The sequence below is a fragment of the Arthrobacter sp. P4_F11 genome (assembly GCF_056401395.1).
Window position 1 is genome coordinate 43,959 of record NZ_JBFUJK010000011.1, and the last position, 16,672, is coordinate 60,630.

At 68.6% G+C, this 16,672-nt stretch carries 13 protein-coding genes and 2 tRNA genes; 12 read left to right on the plus strand and 3 right to left on the minus strand.

All coding sequences use genetic code 11. From position 1 onward, the window contains the following. Positions 1–2: 2 nt before the first annotated feature. The 7 genes from metG to AC1DRO_RS13385 all read left to right on the plus strand — a co-directional run bounded on the left by metG (position 3) and on the right by AC1DRO_RS13385 (position 8,145). A complete protein-coding gene (gene metG / locus AC1DRO_RS13355; protein WP_476951161.1) occupies positions 3–1,562 on the plus strand; it encodes a methionine--tRNA ligase in 1,560 nt (519 codons plus the stop codon). Positions 1,563–1,744: 182 nt separating this feature from the next. Further along, entirely contained in the window at positions 1,745–2,797 is a 1,053-nt protein-coding gene (locus AC1DRO_RS13360; RefSeq protein ID WP_476951162.1) for a 3-isopropylmalate dehydrogenase, read from the plus strand. A gap of 151 nt (positions 2,798–2,948) precedes the next feature. Then, on the plus strand, positions 2,949–4,061 hold the full coding sequence (locus AC1DRO_RS13365) for a branched-chain amino acid aminotransferase (RefSeq protein ID WP_476951163.1): 1,113 nt from the start codon (positions 2,949–2,951) through the stop codon (positions 4,059–4,061). Positions 4,062–4,176: 115 nt separating this feature from the next. Beyond that, entirely contained in the window at positions 4,177–4,974 is a 798-nt protein-coding gene (locus tag AC1DRO_RS13370; protein WP_476951164.1) for an MBL fold metallo-hydrolase, read from the plus strand. Between the two features lie 5 nt (positions 4,975–4,979). After that, positions 4,980–5,756, plus strand: coding sequence for a fumarylacetoacetate hydrolase family protein (locus tag AC1DRO_RS13375; RefSeq protein WP_243177113.1), 777 nt, complete (start codon positions 4,980–4,982; stop codon positions 5,754–5,756). A 132-nt stretch (positions 5,757–5,888) separates the two neighbouring features. Beyond that, entirely contained in the window at positions 5,889–7,424 is a 1,536-nt protein-coding gene (gltX, locus tag AC1DRO_RS13380; protein ID WP_476951165.1) for a glutamate--tRNA ligase, read from the plus strand. Position 7,425: 1 nt separating this feature from the next. Further along, positions 7,426–8,145: an HAD family hydrolase gene (locus AC1DRO_RS13385; protein WP_476951166.1), complete on the plus strand. Its 720-nt coding sequence runs from the start codon at positions 7,426–7,428 to the stop codon at positions 8,143–8,145. 41 nt (positions 8,146–8,186) lie between these two features. Here AC1DRO_RS13385 and AC1DRO_RS13390 read toward each other — a convergent pair whose 3' ends face one another. Continuing rightward, positions 8,187–9,572: a hypothetical protein gene (locus AC1DRO_RS13390; protein WP_476951167.1), complete on the minus strand. Its 1,386-nt coding sequence runs from the start codon at positions 9,570–9,572 to the stop codon at positions 8,187–8,189. A 345-nt stretch (positions 9,573–9,917) separates the two neighbouring features. Between AC1DRO_RS13390 and AC1DRO_RS13395 the strand changes: the two genes are divergently transcribed. From AC1DRO_RS13395 to AC1DRO_RS13410, 4 genes are all read left to right on the plus strand, one after another. Further along, positions 9,918–9,989, plus strand: a tRNA-Gln gene (locus tag AC1DRO_RS13395). A gap of 129 nt (positions 9,990–10,118) precedes the next feature. After that, a tRNA-Glu gene (locus tag AC1DRO_RS13400) sits at positions 10,119–10,191 on the plus strand. A gap of 170 nt (positions 10,192–10,361) precedes the next feature. Continuing rightward, positions 10,362–12,134: a dynamin family protein gene (locus AC1DRO_RS13405; RefSeq protein ID WP_476951226.1), complete on the plus strand. Its 1,773-nt coding sequence runs from the start codon at positions 10,362–10,364 to the stop codon at positions 12,132–12,134. Then, positions 12,131–13,783 (plus strand): GTPase, encoded by a 1,653-nt coding sequence (locus tag AC1DRO_RS13410; protein ID WP_476951168.1) that lies wholly within the window; start codon positions 12,131–12,133, stop codon positions 13,781–13,783. Before AC1DRO_RS13405 ends, AC1DRO_RS13410 begins: the two co-directional genes overlap by 4 nt. Positions 13,784–13,817: 34 nt before the next feature. On the opposite strand, the gene AC1DRO_RS13415 is transcribed toward AC1DRO_RS13410, so the two are convergent. After that, positions 13,818–14,354: a DUF1697 domain-containing protein gene (locus AC1DRO_RS13415; protein WP_476951169.1), complete on the minus strand. Its 537-nt coding sequence runs from the start codon at positions 14,352–14,354 to the stop codon at positions 13,818–13,820. 13 nt (positions 14,355–14,367) lie between these two features. After that, complete coding sequence (locus AC1DRO_RS13420) at positions 14,368–15,087, minus strand: IclR family transcriptional regulator (protein WP_026266447.1); 720 nt, start codon at positions 15,085–15,087, stop codon at positions 14,368–14,370. 130 nt (positions 15,088–15,217) lie between these two features. Between AC1DRO_RS13420 and leuC the strand changes: the two genes are divergently transcribed. Further along, the gene (gene leuC, locus AC1DRO_RS13425; protein WP_223916419.1) at positions 15,218–16,672 is read left to right on the plus strand and encodes a 3-isopropylmalate dehydratase large subunit; all 1,455 of its coding nucleotides are present in this window, start codon (positions 15,218–15,220) and stop codon (positions 16,670–16,672) included.

Below are 16,672 nucleotides of genomic sequence, written 5' to 3' on the forward strand. Positions count from 1 at the left end.
CCGTGACTTCAACTGACCAGACCCCGTTCTACATCACCACGGCCATCACGTACCCCAACGGGGTGCCGCACATCGGCCATGCGTACGAGTACATCGCCACCGATGCGATGGCCCGCTTCAAGCGCCTGGACGGGTACGACGTCTTCTTCCTGACCGGAACCGACGAGCACGGCATGAAGATCGCCCAGGCCGCCGAGAAGGAAGGCGTCACGCCCAAGGAACTGGTGGACCGGAACGCCGAGATCTACAAGGCGGCGCACGCGGCCCTGGGGGTCTCCTACGACCGTTTCATCCGCACCACGGACGCCGACCACTACGCGGCGTCGCAGGCCATCTGGAAGAAGATGGAAGCCAACGGGGACATCTACCTGTCCAAGTACGAAGGCTGGTACTCGGTCCGCGACGAGGCGTTCTACGTCGAGGACGAGACCGTGGTCAAGGACGACGGGATCCGCTACTCGCGCGAATCCGACACCGAGGTCACCTGGACGGCCGAGGAGAGCTACTTCTTCCGGCTCTCCGCCTATCAGGACAAACTGCTGGCGCTCTACGAGGCCCACCCGGAATTCGGCGCCCCGCAGTCCCGCTTCAACGAGGTCATCAGCTTCGTCCGGCGCGGTCTGGAGGACCTGTCCATCAGCCGCACCACGTTCGACTGGGGCGTTCCCGTGCCCGGCAACGACAAGCACGTCATGTACGTGTGGGTCGATGCGCTGACCAACTACCTCACCGGGGTCGGCTACCCGGACGTCGACTCGGACTCCTTCAAGAAGTTCTGGCCGGCCGACGTGCACGTGATCGGCAAGGACATCTCCCGCTTCCACGCCATCTACTGGCCGGCGTTCCTCATGAGCGCCGGACTGGAGCTGCCGAAGCGGATCATGATCCACGGCTTCCTGCAGAACAACGGCGTCAAGATGTCCAAGTCGCTGGGCAACGTGGTGGCCCCCGCGGACTTCGTGGCCCAGTACGGCCTGGACCAGGTCCGCTACTTCTTCCTGCGCGAGGTCCCCTTCGGCGCGGACGGCAACTACAACCACGAGGCAATCGTGGGCCGGATGAACTCCGACCTCGCCAACAACTTCGGCAACCTGGCCCAGCGGTCGCTGTCCATGGTGGCCAAGAACTGCGAGGGCCGCGTGCCCGCGCCCGGCGCATTTTCCGCCGAGGACACCGCGATTCTGGCCCAGGCCAACGGACTGCTGGACTCCGCCCGGGCCGCGTTCGAGAAGCAGGAGTTCAGCCGCGCACTGGAGGCCATCTGGGCTGTCCTGGGGGACACCAACGCCTACTTCGCCGAGCAGGCCCCGTGGGTGCTGCGCAAGACCGACGTCGAACGCATGAACACGGTGCTCTACGTGACGCTCGAGGTGCTGCGGATCGTCGCGGTCCTGGCCCAGCCGGTCATGCCGGTGGCGACGGCGGCGATCCTGCATACGCTCGGCCAGCCCGAGGGCGGGGCGCGCCAGTTCTCGGCCCTGGGCACCCCGATCGCCGCCGGCACGGAACTTCCCGCCCCGGCCCCGGTGTTCCCGAAGTACGAGGAACCCGCCGAAGCCTGAGCCCCTGCGGCCCTGACGCTCCCGCAGATCCGGCGGCGTTTCGAGTGACGCTCCCGCACTTCCGTTTCGGAAGTGCGGGAGCGTTTCGTCTTTTCCTGCCGAAAGTGAGGGAGCGTCCGTAGGGGTGGCCGAATAGTGAGACAACTTGACCAGAATGTGGATCACTTGGCTACCCTGAAAATATGAGCGCATCCACGATTGATCTGGCAGTCATCCCGGGCGACGGCATCGGCCCGGAGGTCACCGCCGAAGCCCTGAAGGTCCTTGAAAAGGCCGCGGCCGCAGAAGGGATCGTGCTCCAGCAGACCCACTACAAGCTGGGCGCGGAGCACTGGCTCACGACGGGGGAGACCCTCCCCGCGGCCACCCTCGCCGACCTCCGCACCCGCGACGCCATCTTGTTCGGCGCCGTCGGCGCGGCCCCCGGCGACACCCGGATCCCCTCCGGCATCATCGAGCGCGAGCTCCTGCTGAAGCTGCGCTTCAGCCTGGACCACTTCGTCAACCTGCGGCCCTCCCGCCTGTACGCCGGCGTCGGCAGCCCGCTCGCGAACCCCGGCGAGATCGACTTCATCGTCGTCCGCGAAGGCACCGAGGGCCCCTACGTGGGCAACGGCGGCACACTGCGCGCCGGCACCCCCCACGAGGTGGCCACCGAAGTGTCCCTGAATACCGCCCACGGCGTGGAGCGCGTGGTCCGCGACGCGTTCCGCCGGGCCAACGACCGCCCCCGCAAGAAGCTCACCCTGGTGCACAAGCACAACGTCCTGGTCTTCGCCGGCCAGCTCTGGAAGCGCACGGTCGAGGCCGTGGCCCAGGAGTTCCCCGACGTTACGCACGACTACCTCCACGTCGACGCCGCCACGATATTCATGGTCACCGATCCGGCCCGCTTCGACGTGATTGTCACCGACAACCTGTTCGGCGACATCATCACCGACCTCGCGGCGGCCGTGACCGGCGGGATCGGCCTCGCCGCCTCCGGCAACCTCAACATGGACCGCACCGCGCCGTCCATGTTCGAACCGGTCCACGGGTCTGCCCCGGACATCGCCGGCCAGCAGAAGGCCGACCCCACCGCCGCCATCCTCTCCGCGGCGCTCCTGCTCGACCACCTCGGCTTCGCCGGCGCCGCCCGGAAGATCGAGGCGGCCGTCACGGCCGACGTCGAAGCCCGCGACGGCGCCGTCCGCACCACCAGCGCGATCGGCGACGCCATCGCGGCGGCGCTGTAGGCCCGGGCTGCATTTCCTGGACTGCAGGCGACTGCAGGCACCGCAAAACCGTGCTGCCAACGGGCGTAAGCTTGTTTCGAATCACCAATATGCTGCCGTGGTCCGAGGGTGAACCACGTTCCCACGCCAGGCAGCCGATCGTGGAGGAACCATGACTCAGACTGCCCATGGCGTCGAATTCACCCAGCACCTGTCGGAGACCCCGAAGTCTGCTGAAGAGCGTGCCGCCATCCTGGCAAACCCGGGATTCGGCGACTATTTCACCGACCACACCGCGATTGTGGACTACAGCGTCGACGCCGCCGGCAACGGCGGCTGGCACGACGCGCGCGTTGAGCCCTACGGCCCGATTTCCCTGGACCCGTCCGCCGCCGTGCTGCACTACGGCCAGGAGATCTTCGAGGGCCTCAAGGCCTACCGCCACGCCGACGGCTCGGTCTGGACGTTCCGGCCCGAGGCCAACGCCGCCCGGCTGAACAAGTCCGCCCGGCGCCTGGCCCTGCCCGAACTCCCGGAAGAATACTTCCTCGGCGCCATCCGCGAGCTCGTCGCGGCAGACAAGGACTGGGTCCCCGCCGGCGACGGCGAAGCCCTGTACCTGCGGCCCTTCATGATCGCCACCGAGGCGTTCCTTGGCGTGCGGGCAGCGCGCGAGGTCTCCTTCCGCGTGATCGCCTCCCCGGCCGGCAACTACTTCGGCGGCGAACTCAAGCCCGTCTCCATCTGGATCTCGCGCGAATACGCCCGCGCCGGCCGCGGCGGAACAGGCGCCGCCAAGTGCGGCGGCAACTACGCTGCCTCGCTGATCGCCCAGCAGGAGGCCGAGGTCAACGGCTGCAAGCAGGTCCTCTTCCTGGACCAGTTCAACGACAACGCCGTCGAGGAACTCGGCGGCATGAACGTCTTCTTCGTCATGAAGGACGGCTCGCTCGTCACCCCCGCGCTCTCCGGCACCATCCTGGAAGGCATCACCCGGATGTCCGTGATCCAGGTGGCCCGGGACATGGGCCGGGACGTCACTGAACGCAAGATCACCCTGGATGAGTGGCGCGACGGTGTTGCCTCCGGAGACATTGCCGAGGTCTTCGCCTGCGGCACCGCCGCGGTCATCACCCCCATCGGCGTGCTCAAGGACGCCACCGAGTTCATCGGCTCCGAGGACGCCACGGCGGGGGAGACCACCCTGGCCATCCGCGCCCAGCTGCTCGGGATCCAGACCGGCACCGTGGAGGACACCCACGGTTGGCTGACCCGGCTGGCATAGCCACAGAACGTCTAAGTGCACGACGGCGGTCCCCACCTTCGGGTGAGGGCCGCCGTCGGCGTCTGTGGTCCCGGGCTGGAGCCAACGACGCCCGATTCAATGCAAGGATGGGTCCGTGACCTCCGAGACATCCCGCGGCATTGTCCGCAGCAGTGAGCTGACCCGGTTCCGCCTCGCCCCGAATCCGGGCCCCATGAGCCTGGAAGGCACCAACTCCTATCTCATTGCCGCCCCGGGGGCGGCGGCCAGGGTGGCCGTCGACCCCGGGCCCCTCGACGAGCCGCACCTGCAGGCGCTGGCCGGCGAGGGACCGGTCGAACTCATCCTGATCACACACCGGCACGCGGACCACACCGCGGCCGCCGAGAGGTTTTCCGCCTTGACGGGCGCACCGGTCCGGGCCGCGGACCCCGCCCACTGCCACGGCGCACCCCCGCTGCAGGACGGCGAAACCATCCGGGCGGCCGGCACTGACATCCGGGTCCTGGCGACGCCGGGCCACACCTCGGATTCGCTGTGCTTCCACCTGCCGCAGGACGGACCGCACGGCTCTGTGCTGACCGGGGACACGATTCTGGGCTCCGGAACCACGGTGCTGGACTACCCCGACGGCACCCTCCGGGACTACCTCGACTCGCTGGACCGGCTCGAACGCCTCGGGCCGGCCACGGTGCTGCCGGCCCACGGCCCGGTGCTGCCGGCCCTGGACGCCGTCGCCCGCGCCTACCGGGACCACCGGCGCGGCCGGCTCGAACAGGTCCGGGCAGCCCTCGCGGCACTGGGCGCCGACGCCGATGTCCGAGCCGTCACGGACGCCGTGTACGCCGACGTCGACCCCTCCGTCCGCCGCGCCGCGGAGCTCTCCGTCGCCGCGCAGCTGGACTACCTGCGCACCGAGGGGACGGTAGGCTAGGAACCATGCGTATCGCCCGGTTTGTAGTCGATTCTGATCCCCTCTACGGCATCGTGGAAGGTGAGCCCGGCAGTGAGGAAGTCACTGTCATCAAGGGCGACCCCTTCTTCCACGGCGTGGAACGAACCCCCGTAAAGCACAAGCTGGAGGACGTCCGCCTGCTGGCGCCGATCATCCCCCGCAGCAAGGTGATCGGGGTTGGCCGCAACTTCGCGGAGCACGCCCGGGAGCTCGGCAACGAGGTCCCGGCGCAGCCCCTGCTGTTCCTCAAGCCCAACACGTCCGTGATCGGGCCCAACGATCCCATTGTCCTGCCGGAGTTCTCCGAGGACGTCTCCTTCGAGGCCGAGCTGTGCGTCGTCATTGGCCGGATCTGCAAGGACGTGCCCGAGGACCGGGTCGATGATGTGATCTTCGGCTACACCTGCGGCAACGACCTCACTGCCCGCGACGTCCAGAAGACGGACCTGCAGTGGGCCCGGGCCAAGGGCTTCGACACCTCGGCCCCGCTCGGGCCGTGGATCGAGACCGAGCTCGACACCGAGGACCTGCAGATCCAAGGCCGGCTCAATGGCGAACTGCGCCAGGACGGCAGCACGAACCAGATGATCCGCGGCGTCCGGGAGCTCGTCTCCATCGTCTCGCAGGCCTTCACCCTGCTCCCGGGCGACGTCATCATGACCGGTACCCCGGCCGGCGTCGGCGCCGTGCAGGCAGGCGACCGCTATGAGGTCGAGATCGAGGGCATCGGACGGCTCTCCAACCCGGTGGTCCGCCGCTAACGGTTGCTTCGCGCCGATTTCAGACAGCCGCCCCGTGGATCCACGGGGCGGCTGTCCGTTTCCGCAGCGGTATTTCCGGGGCGGAATTCCGGGCGGGTGGCGTTGGGAGAGATTGGTAATGTTGGTACCACTATGACTACTGCTTCCGCGGCCGACGCCGTTCCCAGCTCCGCCCTTGCTGCCTCCACCGGTGAAGTCACCGCTGACACCCCGGTCCGTGTCCGGTTCTGCCCGTCACCCACGGGCACCCCGCACGTCGGCCTGATCCGCACCGCCCTGTTCAACTGGGCCCATGCCCGGCACACGAAGGGCACCTTTGTGTTCCGGATCGAGGACACGGACGCGGCCCGCGACTCGGAGGAGAGCTACCAGCAGCTGCTCGAGGCCCTCAAATGGCTCGGCATCACCTGGGAAGAGGGCGTGGAAGTCGGCGGCCCGCACGAGCCCTACCGCCAGTCGCAGCGCCTGGACCTCTACAAGGACGTCGTGGCCAAGCTGATCGACGCCGGTTACGCCTACGAGTGCTACTCCTCGCCGGAAGAAGTTGAAGCCCGCCACCGCGCCGCCGGCCGCGACCCGAAGCTCGGCTACGACAACTTCGACCGCGAACTCTCCGAGGACCAGCTCGCCGCGTTCAAGGCCGAGGGCCGCCAGCCTGTGCTGCGCGTCCGGATGCCCGACGAGGACGTCACGTTCACGGACATGGTCCGCGGCGAGATCACCTTCAAGGCCGGCAGCATCCCGGACTACGTCATTGTCCGCGCCGACGGCTCCCCGCTCTACACCCTCGTCAACCCCGTGGACGACGCCCTCATGGGCATCACCCACGTGCTCCGCGGCGAGGACCTGCTCTCCTCCACGCCCCGCCAGGTGGTGCTGATCCAGGCGCTGATGGACATTGGCGTCGCCAGCTACATGCCGGTCTTCGGCCACCTGCCGTACGTCATGGGCGAGGGCAACAAGAAGCTCTCCAAGCGCGACCCCCAGTCCAACCTGTTCCTGCTCCGGGACCGCGGCTTCATCCCCGAGGGCCTGCTGAACTACCTGTCCCTGCTCGGCTGGAGCCTCTCCGCCGACGAGGACATCTTCACCGTGGACCAGCTGATCGAGCACTTCGACGTCAACGACGTGCTGGCCAACCCGGCACGCTTCGACATCAAGAAGGCCGAAGCCATCAACGGCACCCACATCCGCATGCTCGGCGCCGAGGACTTCCGCGGCCGCCTGGTGCCCTACCTGCAGGCCGCCGGCTTCGTCGGGGAGAACCTCACGGCCCGCGATGAGGAGATCCTGGCCGAGGCCGCGCCGCTGATCCAGGAGCGCATCTCGCTGCTGGGCGAAGCCCCCGAAATGATTGCGTTCCTGTTCAAGGCCGACGACGCCATCGACGTCGCCGACGACGCCCGCAAAGGGCTGCCGGAGAACCTCACCGAGGTGCTCGACGCCGCCCTGGCCGCCCTGGAGCCCGTTGCCGACTGGACGGCCGAGAACATCCAGGCCGCCCTGAAGGAAGCCCTCGTGGAAGGCCTCGGCGTCAAGCCGCGCCTGGCTTTCGGCCCGGTCCGCACGGCTGTCTCGGGCCGGCGGATCTCCCCGCCGCTGTTCGAGTCCATGGTCATCCTGGGCAAGGATTCCTCCCTGGCCCGCCTGCGCGCTTTCCGCGGCTGACATGCTGGCAGCGGGCCTGGGCGCAGTCCGTGGGGTTCTGTTCGACATTGACGACACCCTCGTGGACCTCGAATTCGCCATGACGACGGCCCTCCGCGACGTCAGCGAGCACCTCCTGCCCGGCCTGGACGAGGCCGGGTGGGAGAGGTTCGGACGGATCTTCACCCATGAAACCACCCACTTCTACGACCGCTACCTGGCCGGCGAGATCACGTTCAATGAACAGCGCCTGCTCCGCGGCCGGGCGGCGCTGGGGTACTTCGGCGTCGAACTTGCCGACGGCGAACAGGCCCACCACTGGGTGAGTTCCTACGCGAGCCGCCAGCACGGCTACATCCGGGCGTTCGACGACGTCGGGCCCCTGCTGGACGCCCTGGACGCGGCCGGCATTCCTTACGGCGCCGTGAGCAACAACGTCCACGACTACCAGCGCGTGAAGCTGGACGCGGCCGGACTGGAACGGATTACCGTTCTGGTGGGCACCGACACCGTTGGCGCCGCAAAGCCGGACCCGGCGATCTACCTCGAGGGTGTCCGGCGGATCGGAACGGGTCCCCGCGAAACGCTGTACGTCGGTGACAACCGGCTGCTCGATGCGGAAGGTTCGACGGCGGCCGGCCTCCTCGGCGTCTGGCTGAACCGCGGCGGGGAACCGGCCCCGGGCTTCCTGGGCCGCGAGGTCGGCTCCCTGCTGGACCTGCTGGCGCAGCCCCCGCTGTAACCGGCGCTGCAACCAGCCCCCGCTGTAACCGGCACCGGAAGCTACCGTGGTCCGGTCTGCCTCTTCCGCAGCGCCAGGAAGGCGCCAACGGCGCCAAGGGCCAGCACTGCGACGAGTCCCAGTGCCGTGGCGGCGTCGGACTGCCGGAGCAAGCTGGTGGGCGACACCGCGGCAGCTCCGGAATACAGCGTGCCGGTGCCATCGGCAATCCGGGCGTTGCCGTCCGCGAGCTTGTCCGCCCCCGTGGCCAGCTGCGAGGAGCCGGACGCCAGCTTGGTGCTGCCGGCCGAGAGTTCTGAGGCCCCGGAAGCCAGGGCACGGGAGCCGCCCAGCAGGCCGGGGTTGGCAGGATCGGCCGGATTGCCCTTGATCCCGGCGTTCAGGGCCACGGTTCCGTCGGCCAGGCGCGAGCTGCCCTCGGTCATCCGGGCGGCGGCCTTGAGCAGGCCCGGGTGCTCGGGGTCGCCGGGGACCCCCTCCATCCCGACCCGGATCTTGGACGTGCCGTCGGCCAGAAGCCGGGTGCCCAGCACCACGCCCGGGCTGCCGGGGTCCTGGCTGTTGAGCTTCCCGGCCAGCGTCGCGAATCCGGCCTTGAGCTTGCCCGTTCCTGCGTTCAGCTGGCCCGCGCCGTCCTGCAGCCGCTGCGCGCCGGCCTGCAGCTGGCTGGCACCGGCGTCGAGCTTGTGCGCGCCCGCGGTGATCTTGGCGATCTTGTCCTTCACCACCGAAAGCGGAACGAGCCCCTTGACCGGGTCATCCGCCGCCGCCTCCAGCAGTTCCAGAGCCTGAGCCAGGGCCGCGGTCCCGGTTCCGGCCTCCGGATTGCCGTTGGCACCGCGGTAGCCCTTGAGCTGGTCCGTGCCGCCTGCCAGCGCGGCGGTGCCGCCGGCCAGCTGGGCAGCGCCGCCGTCGAGCCGGGTGGCCCCGTCGGTGAGGTTGTTCTCTGCGTTGCCCGCCGGCGTCGGCGTCAGCGCGGCTGAAAGCTGCACGGCCCCCGCCGCGAGCTTCTGCGCACCGTCGTCGACTTTGTAGACGCCGGGGGCCAGCTTGCTGGTGACATCGGCTTCGATCCTGACGGCACCTTCGGCCAACTTGCCGGCACCGGCCTGGAGCTTGTCCGCCCCGGGTGCCAGTTTGGTGCTGATGCCCGAGGAGATCTTTTCCGCCCCCGCGGAAAGTTTTCCGGCCCCGGTATCGGCCAGGCTGGCGCCGTTGGCTAGTTTCCCGGCGCCGTCGTCCAGCTGGCCGGCTCCGGCGGACGCCTGGGCGGCCCCGTCCCTGAGCTTGGCCGAACCCTCCGTGATGCGGCCCGTGACGAGGGTATAGAACCCCAGCCGGGCAATGAGCAGCAACGCCAGGGTGGCGATGGCCATCTGCTGCGCACGGGTCCGGGTCTTGCTGATAGCGGCACGACTCTGTGGCACATGATTCCTCTCGACGTTCCCGCCGGCAGCGGCTCCGCTGACGGCCACCCCAGCAGCTGTGACGCAGCTAACACCGGAAAATGAGCGCAAAGCTGCCCGCAGCGGAGTGGGGGAGGGGTGGTTACTCGTTGGTAACTTACCGAGCGTAAACGTGTTTCCGCCGGATTGGCAAGGGCTGGCGCGGGTATTGCCGCCATCGGCGCCGCGCGCGGCCCGCCCCGGCGGCCCGATCCCGCTGCCGTACGCCCGATTTGTGGAAGTGAAAACTCTCGGGTAAAGTAATTACTCGTGCTGAGGCGCCGGGAGCGAGGGTTTACGCCCAAACATCCGGAGCGAAAGTGCCTTTGGGATATGGTGTAATTGGCAACACTACGGTTTCTGGTACCGTCATTCTAGGTTCGAGTCCTGGTATCCCAGCTCTGAAGTTCCGCGGGTTTCCGCTGAAATTCGGAAGTTTTGAATCGGCTGGTCCGATTTGAAACGGCGGCCAAATGTATGAAACAATCATTTGGCTTGAATGGCAGAAATGCCGTTTAGGAAGTACGCGGCCCCATCGTATAGCGGCCTAGTACGCTGCCCTCTCACGGCGGTAACGCGGGTTCGAATCCCGCTGGGGTCACAATGAAAACGGTCCCGGGCATCAGCCCGGGGCCGTTTTTCGTTTCCCGGATTGACTGGGCTTCCAGGCACGACTCGTCCGCCGGCGTATTGCCGGTCGCGCAGAGTCCCGCTATGCGCTGCGCATGGCGCTTTGGTTCCGCGCAGCGGCGCCCCCGCGGGAACCACGTTCTGAACTGGCATGATGATGCAGTGAGCTCCCATGAAACCGGCCCCGGGGCCGCAACCGGCGTGGCCCTCCTGGAGGCAGTGCGGCAGGACCTCGCGGCCCTCCGGCTGCCGCTCGCCCTGCCCGGGACGGACCAAACGCGCCTGGACCTTCAAAGGGCCGTGGCTCAACTCGATGACTACATCCTGCCCCGGTACCGCAGCCTCGATGCGCCCCTGCTGGCCGTGGTGGGCGGTTCCACCGGGGCCGGAAAATCCACCCTGGTCAACGCCCTGGTGGGCCACCCCGTCACGCGGGCCGGTGCGATCCGCCCCACCACCCGCCAGCCCATCCTGCTCCACCATCCCGCCGACGCCGCCTGGTTTGAGGGCCAGCGGGTGCTGCCGGCCCTGGGCCGCATCCGGGGTGCCCTCGTGGACGGCCGGGCGCAGGCACCGGCTGGTGCGGCGTGGGAGCCCGGCCCGGTGACCTCCCTGGTCCTGGTCTCCGACTCCGCGGTCCCGCCCGGAATCGCTTTGGTCGACGCGCCCGACGTCGACTCCGTTTCCGAGAACAACCGGCAGCTGGCCGGGCAGTTGCTTGCCGCCGCGGACCTCTGGGTATTTGTCACCACAGCCAACCGGTATGCCGACGCCCTGCCCTGGCGCCTGCTCCTGGATGCGGCCTCCCGCGACATCATGGTGGCCGTCGTCCTGGACCGGGTGCCGCCGGCGGCGGAAGCGGAGGTTAGCGCGGATCTGCAGGCCATGCTCAGCCGGGAAGGGCTGGGGGCCGCCCAATTGTTCGTGGTGCCGGAGCTGCCGCTGGATGCCGCAGGGATGCTTCCGGCTGAGGCGGTCGAGCCGCTGCGCGTTTGGCTCGGGACGCTGGCAGGGGACGCCGCGGGACGGGCCGGAATCGCCCGGCGCACCCTCAACGGCACCCTCCTCGCCCTCGCCCACCGCGTCGACGCGGCGGAGCGGGCGCTGTCCGAACAGCAGCACGCAGCCGGTGTTCTCGCAGCCGACGCCCGCGACGCCTATGACGACGCCGTGGCCAGGATCCTCGAGGCCACCCGCGACGGCGCTCTGCTGCGCGGCGAAGTGCTGGCGCGCTGGCAGGACTTTGTTGGGACCGGGGAGTTCTTCCGCGCCATGGAACAGAACATCGGACGCTTCCGTGACCGCGTGGGCGCGTTTGTCCGGGGTGAACCGGCGCCTGCGGTCAGGGTGGAAACCGCGATCGAAACGGGACTGCAGGCGGTCATTGTCGATCAAGCCGCCAAGGCCGCCGAGCATACCGACCAGCGGTGGCGTTCAGACCCCGCCGGCAGGCAGGTGCTGGGCACCGACGATCTTTCGGGTGCCTCCGAGGGCTTCGCGGACGCTGTGGCGGCCGAGATCCGCGCTTGGCAGGGGAACCTGATGGAACTCATCCGCACCGAAGGCCAGGGCAAGCGCACCCAGGCCCGCTGGTTGTCTTTCGGCATCAACGGCCTCGGCGCTGCCCTGATGATTGTGGTGTTCTCCATGACCGCGGGCCTGACCGGGCTTGAGATCGGAGTCGCCGGCGGCACCGCCGTCGTGGGTCAGCGCCTCCTGGAGGCAGTATTCGGGGAGGACGCCGTCCGCCGGCTGGCCCGGACCGCGCGCGAAGACCTGCATCTGCGGTGCCGGGGCCTGCTGGCGGCGGAGTGCCAACGGTTCTTGACCCGGCTGGAGGTCGACGGCGGCGTGCCGCCCTCAGCCATCGCGGGCCATGCGGCGGCACTGCGCCGGCTGGCGGCCACGTCATGAGCCGTCATGGCGCCGCCCGCGAGGCGTCCCAGCTCGATCGCAGACTGGAAGCGCTCAACAACGCCACAGAGCTCGCAGACGGCGTCCTCCCGGAGGAGACCCTGGCCGGTGTCCTGCAGGTGCTCGACCGCGCGAGTTCGCGGCGGTCGCTGTCCGGAGACCACACGGTGGTTGGGTTTTTTGGAGCCACAGGCAGCGGCAAGTCATCGCTCTTCAATGCCGTAAGCGGCGAGGAGATCGCGACGGCTGCCGTGCGCCGTCCGACCACCACCGAGCCGCTGGCGGGCATTTGGGGCGTCCAGGGCAGCGATGCGCTGCTGGATTGGCTGGAGGTCCGAAAGCGCCACGCTGCGGCGCCGATCAAAGGGTTCGCCGACGACGACACCGGGCTGATCCTTCTGGACCTGCCGGACTTTGACTCGACCAGGGCCGCCAACCGGGAGATTGTGCAGCGGATGGTGGGCCTCGTGGACGTCCTCGTCTGGGTCCTCGATCCGCAGAAATATGCCGACGCCGCCGTGCACAACGATTTCCTGGCACCGCTGTCCTCGCACGGGGCCGTCACGATCGTGGTGCTCAACCAAATCGACAGGCTCCCGGAGCACGAGGTGCGGCCGGTCCTGGAATCCCTCACAGCTATCCTGGCGCGGGACGGGCTGGACAAAGTTCAGGTCCTCGGGGCTTCCGCCGTGCTGGGGACGGGGGTGGAGAAGGTGCGGGCCGCGATCCGGCAGGTGGCGATGCAGCGTAAAGCGATGTCGCAGCGACTTGCGGCAGATGTCACGCTGGCCGCCGCCAGGCTTGCCGAGGCGTCCGGCCTGTCCACGGGTGGCACGACGGCCACGGGTGGCGGGACGGCCGCCGGTGCGACGGCCGCGGCCAAGTCCCGGCTGGCGGGGGAGTTGGCTGTGGCCGCCAATGTGCCGCTGGTGGTCGACGCCGTCGCCCGGTCCTACCGGCTGGAGGCAACCCGGCGCACGGGCTGGCCGGTGACCCGCTGGCTGGCCAGGTTCCGGCCGGATCCGCTGCGGCGTCTGAACTTGCGCCGCGAGGGCGCCAAGCCTGAACTGAACCGGACCTCGCTGCCTCCTGCCGGGGCGCCGGAACGGGCGCGGACCGATGCCGCCGTCCGGGAATTCGCTGAGGCGGCGTCCGCCGGTGCCCCTGGCCCGTGGCGGGCGGCCATCCGAGGCGCCGCCCGGGAAGGAAACGACCGGCTGCCGGATGCACTGGACCAGGCAATTGCCTCCACAGAGTTGTCCGCTGGCAGGAAGTCCTGGTGGTGGGGTGTGTTCAATGCGGTTCAGTGGCTCGCCTTGGTAACGGCCCTGGCCGGATTCGCGTGGCTGGGAGTCCTGGCTGCGCTCGGCTACCTGCAACTGCCAGTGCCAGAGGTCCCACGGGTCCAGGGCTGGCCGGTTCCTACGGTGATGATCGCCGGGGGAGTGCTGCTGGGCATCGTCCTGGCGATTGGGGCGCGGTTCATCTCCGGAGCCGCAGCAGCGTCGCGCAGTGCCGTGGCACGGAAGCGACTGACAGCCGCCGTCGCCGCCGTCGCGGGGGAACTCGTCGTGGCGCCCGTGGAACGTGAGGTCAGCCGCCTGGCGAAGTTCACTGCCACGCTGAAGGCCGCCGCGGGCCGGCAGTAAGCCGTCCGTGCGCGGCCGGCCGGATGCGGCCTGCCTAAATCCCGGCCGCGGCGTCGCGGACCTTGATCATGGTGCGGAGGTTGCGTGTGGTGGTGGCAGCCTTGTACTTCGCCTTCGAGGAGAGCTTGCTGAAAGGGCTGTCCAGGGTGCCGCCGGCGGGGGCGAGCCAGGCCAGGGCTTCCGGGCCCAGCCGGGTGAGCTCTGCCCCGTCCAAGGCCCTGCCTGCCTCGAGCAGCTCCGAGAGGACCTCTTCATCAGAGGCGAGCGTCAGGTACGTATGGGTGGACGCGTCGTCGGCCGGGTAGGGGCACGCGTCGACCAGGGCTGCCACACGGCCCGCGGTGAGCACAACCACCCAGGCGTCGTAGCCGAAGGTTTCCCGCAGGCACGCCTCGAATTCCTTTTTGACGCCGGCCGGATCCAGCTCGCTGGCCAGCACGACGTTGCCGCTGGCCAAGAGGGTCACGACACCCGAAAACGGCCGGGACTTCAGGGCGTTCTTGAGATCGGCCATCTTGATATTGATGCCGCCCACGTTGATGCCCCGCAGGAAGACCGCATATCTGTTCATGGGCACAGCATACTTAGTCGTTGGTCTTGCGCAGCGCTTCCGTCAGGACACGGCCTGCGTTGCAGACCACTTCGGCGTGCAGGCGCCCCGGCTGGCGGGTCAGGCGCTCGATCGGGCCGGAGATGGACACCGCGGCAATCACGCGGCCGGACGGCCCTCGGACGGGGGCCGAAACGGAGGCGACACCGGGCTCGCGTTCGCCGAGGCTCTGGCCCCAGCCCCGGCGTCGTACTCCGGCCAGGACGGTGGGGGTGAAGCGGGCGGACTGGAGGCCTTCCAGGAGGCGGTCGTGGTCCTCCCACGCCAGCAGCACCTGGGCGGCGGAACCGGCCTTCATGGACAGCTGGGTGCCGACGGGGATGGTGTCGCGCAGCCCGATCGGGCGTTCGGCGGAGGCCACGCAGACGCGCCAGTCACCCTGGCGGCGGAAGATCTGGGCGCTTTCGCCGGTGGCGTCGCGCAGCTGCATGAGAACGGGGCCGGCGGAGGCGATGAGGCGGTCCTCGCCGGCGGCGGAGGCCAGTTCCACCAGACGGCTCCCGAGCACGAAGCGGCCCTGGATATCGCGGCTCACGAGCCTGTGGTGCACCAGCGCGAGAGCCAGCCGGTGCACGGTGGGCCGGGCCAGTCCCGTGGCCGCCACCAGCTGCGCCAGGGTGGTGGGGCCGGCCTCAAGTGCGTCAAGCACATGGGCCGCTTTATCGATGACACCGACTCCACTAGAATTGTCCATGTAATGATATTGACGTCTCATTATCTGAGATGCAAGTCAACGCGCTGGCGTATTACTTGGCTGTGCTGGTTCAGTGGAAGAGATAGTCCGTCGGAACGCACAATACTTACCGCAGTGAAGGGAGCAGGCCGTGGCAAAGACACTGGCCGAGAAGGTCTGGGACGCGCACGTTGTGCGCAAGGGGGACGGCGAAGGAGCCAACGCCCAGCCGGATCTCCTCTTCATTGACCTCCACCTGGTGCACGAGGTGACATCGCCGCAGGCTTTTGAAGGTCTGCGGCTCGCCGGCCGCAAGCTGCGCCGGCCGGACCTCACCATCGCCACCGAGGACCACAACACTCCCACGCTGGATATCGACAAGCCAATTGCCGATCTCACCAGCCGGACCCAGATCCAGACCCTGCGCAACAACTGCCAGGAGTTTGGCGTCCGCCTGCACTCCCTCGGCGACGCCGAGCAGGGAATCGTGCACGTGGTTGGCCCCCAGCTGGGCCTCACGCAGCCCGGCATGACCGTGGTCTGCGGCGACTCGCACACCTCAACCCACGGCGCCTTCGGAGCGCTCGCCATGGGCATCGGCACCTCCGAGGTGGAGCACGTCATGGCCACCCAGACGCTGTCCCTAAAGCCGTTCAAGACCATGGCGATCAATGTTGAGGGCACGCTGCGCCCCGGCGTGAGCGCCAAGGACATCATCCTGGCCGTCATCGCCAAGATCGGCACCGGCGGCGGGCAGGGCTACGTGCTGGAATACCGCGGCTCCGCCATCCGTGCGCTGTCCATGGAAGCCCGGATGACCATCTGCAACATGTCCATCGAGGCCGGCGCCCGCGCAGGGCTGGTGGCTCCGGACCAGACCACTTACGACTACATGCATGGCCGCCCGCATGCGCCCGAGGGCGCCGACTGGGATGCCGCCGTCGAATACTGGAACACGCTGCACACCGACGACGACGCAGCGTTCGACGTCGAGGTGGACCTTGACGCCGACACCCTGGAACCCTTCGTGACGTGGGGAACCAACCCGGGCCAGGGCGTGTCGCTGTCCGCAAAGGTGCCCTCGCCCGATGACTTCGGCGATGAGAACGCCAAGGCCGCCGCCGAACGCGCCCTGCAGTACATGGGGCTCGAGGCCGGCACCCCGATGAAGGACATCCGGGTGGACACTGTGTTCCTGGGGTCCTGCACGAACTCCCGGATGGAGGACCTCCGGGCCGCCGCCGACATCATCCGGGGCCGGACCAAGGACCCGGCCGTGCGCATGCTGGTGGTGCCCGGCTCCGCCCGCGTCCGGCTTGAGGCTGAAGCCGAGGGCCTGGACAAGGTCTTCAAGGACTTCGGGGCCGAGTGGCGCTTCGCCGGCTGCTCCATGTGCCTGGGCATGAACCCGGACCAGCTGGAGGTGGGGGAGCGCTGCGCCTCCACATCCAACCGCAACTTCGAGGGGCGCCAGGGCAAGGGCGGCCGCACCCACCTCGTCTCGCCCGTGGTCGCTGCGGCGACGGCAGTCCGAGGCACCCTGAGTTCGCCGTCGGATTTGGACCCTGCTCCGGAGTCCGCTGCGGTCCGGGTCGGCGCCGCGTAG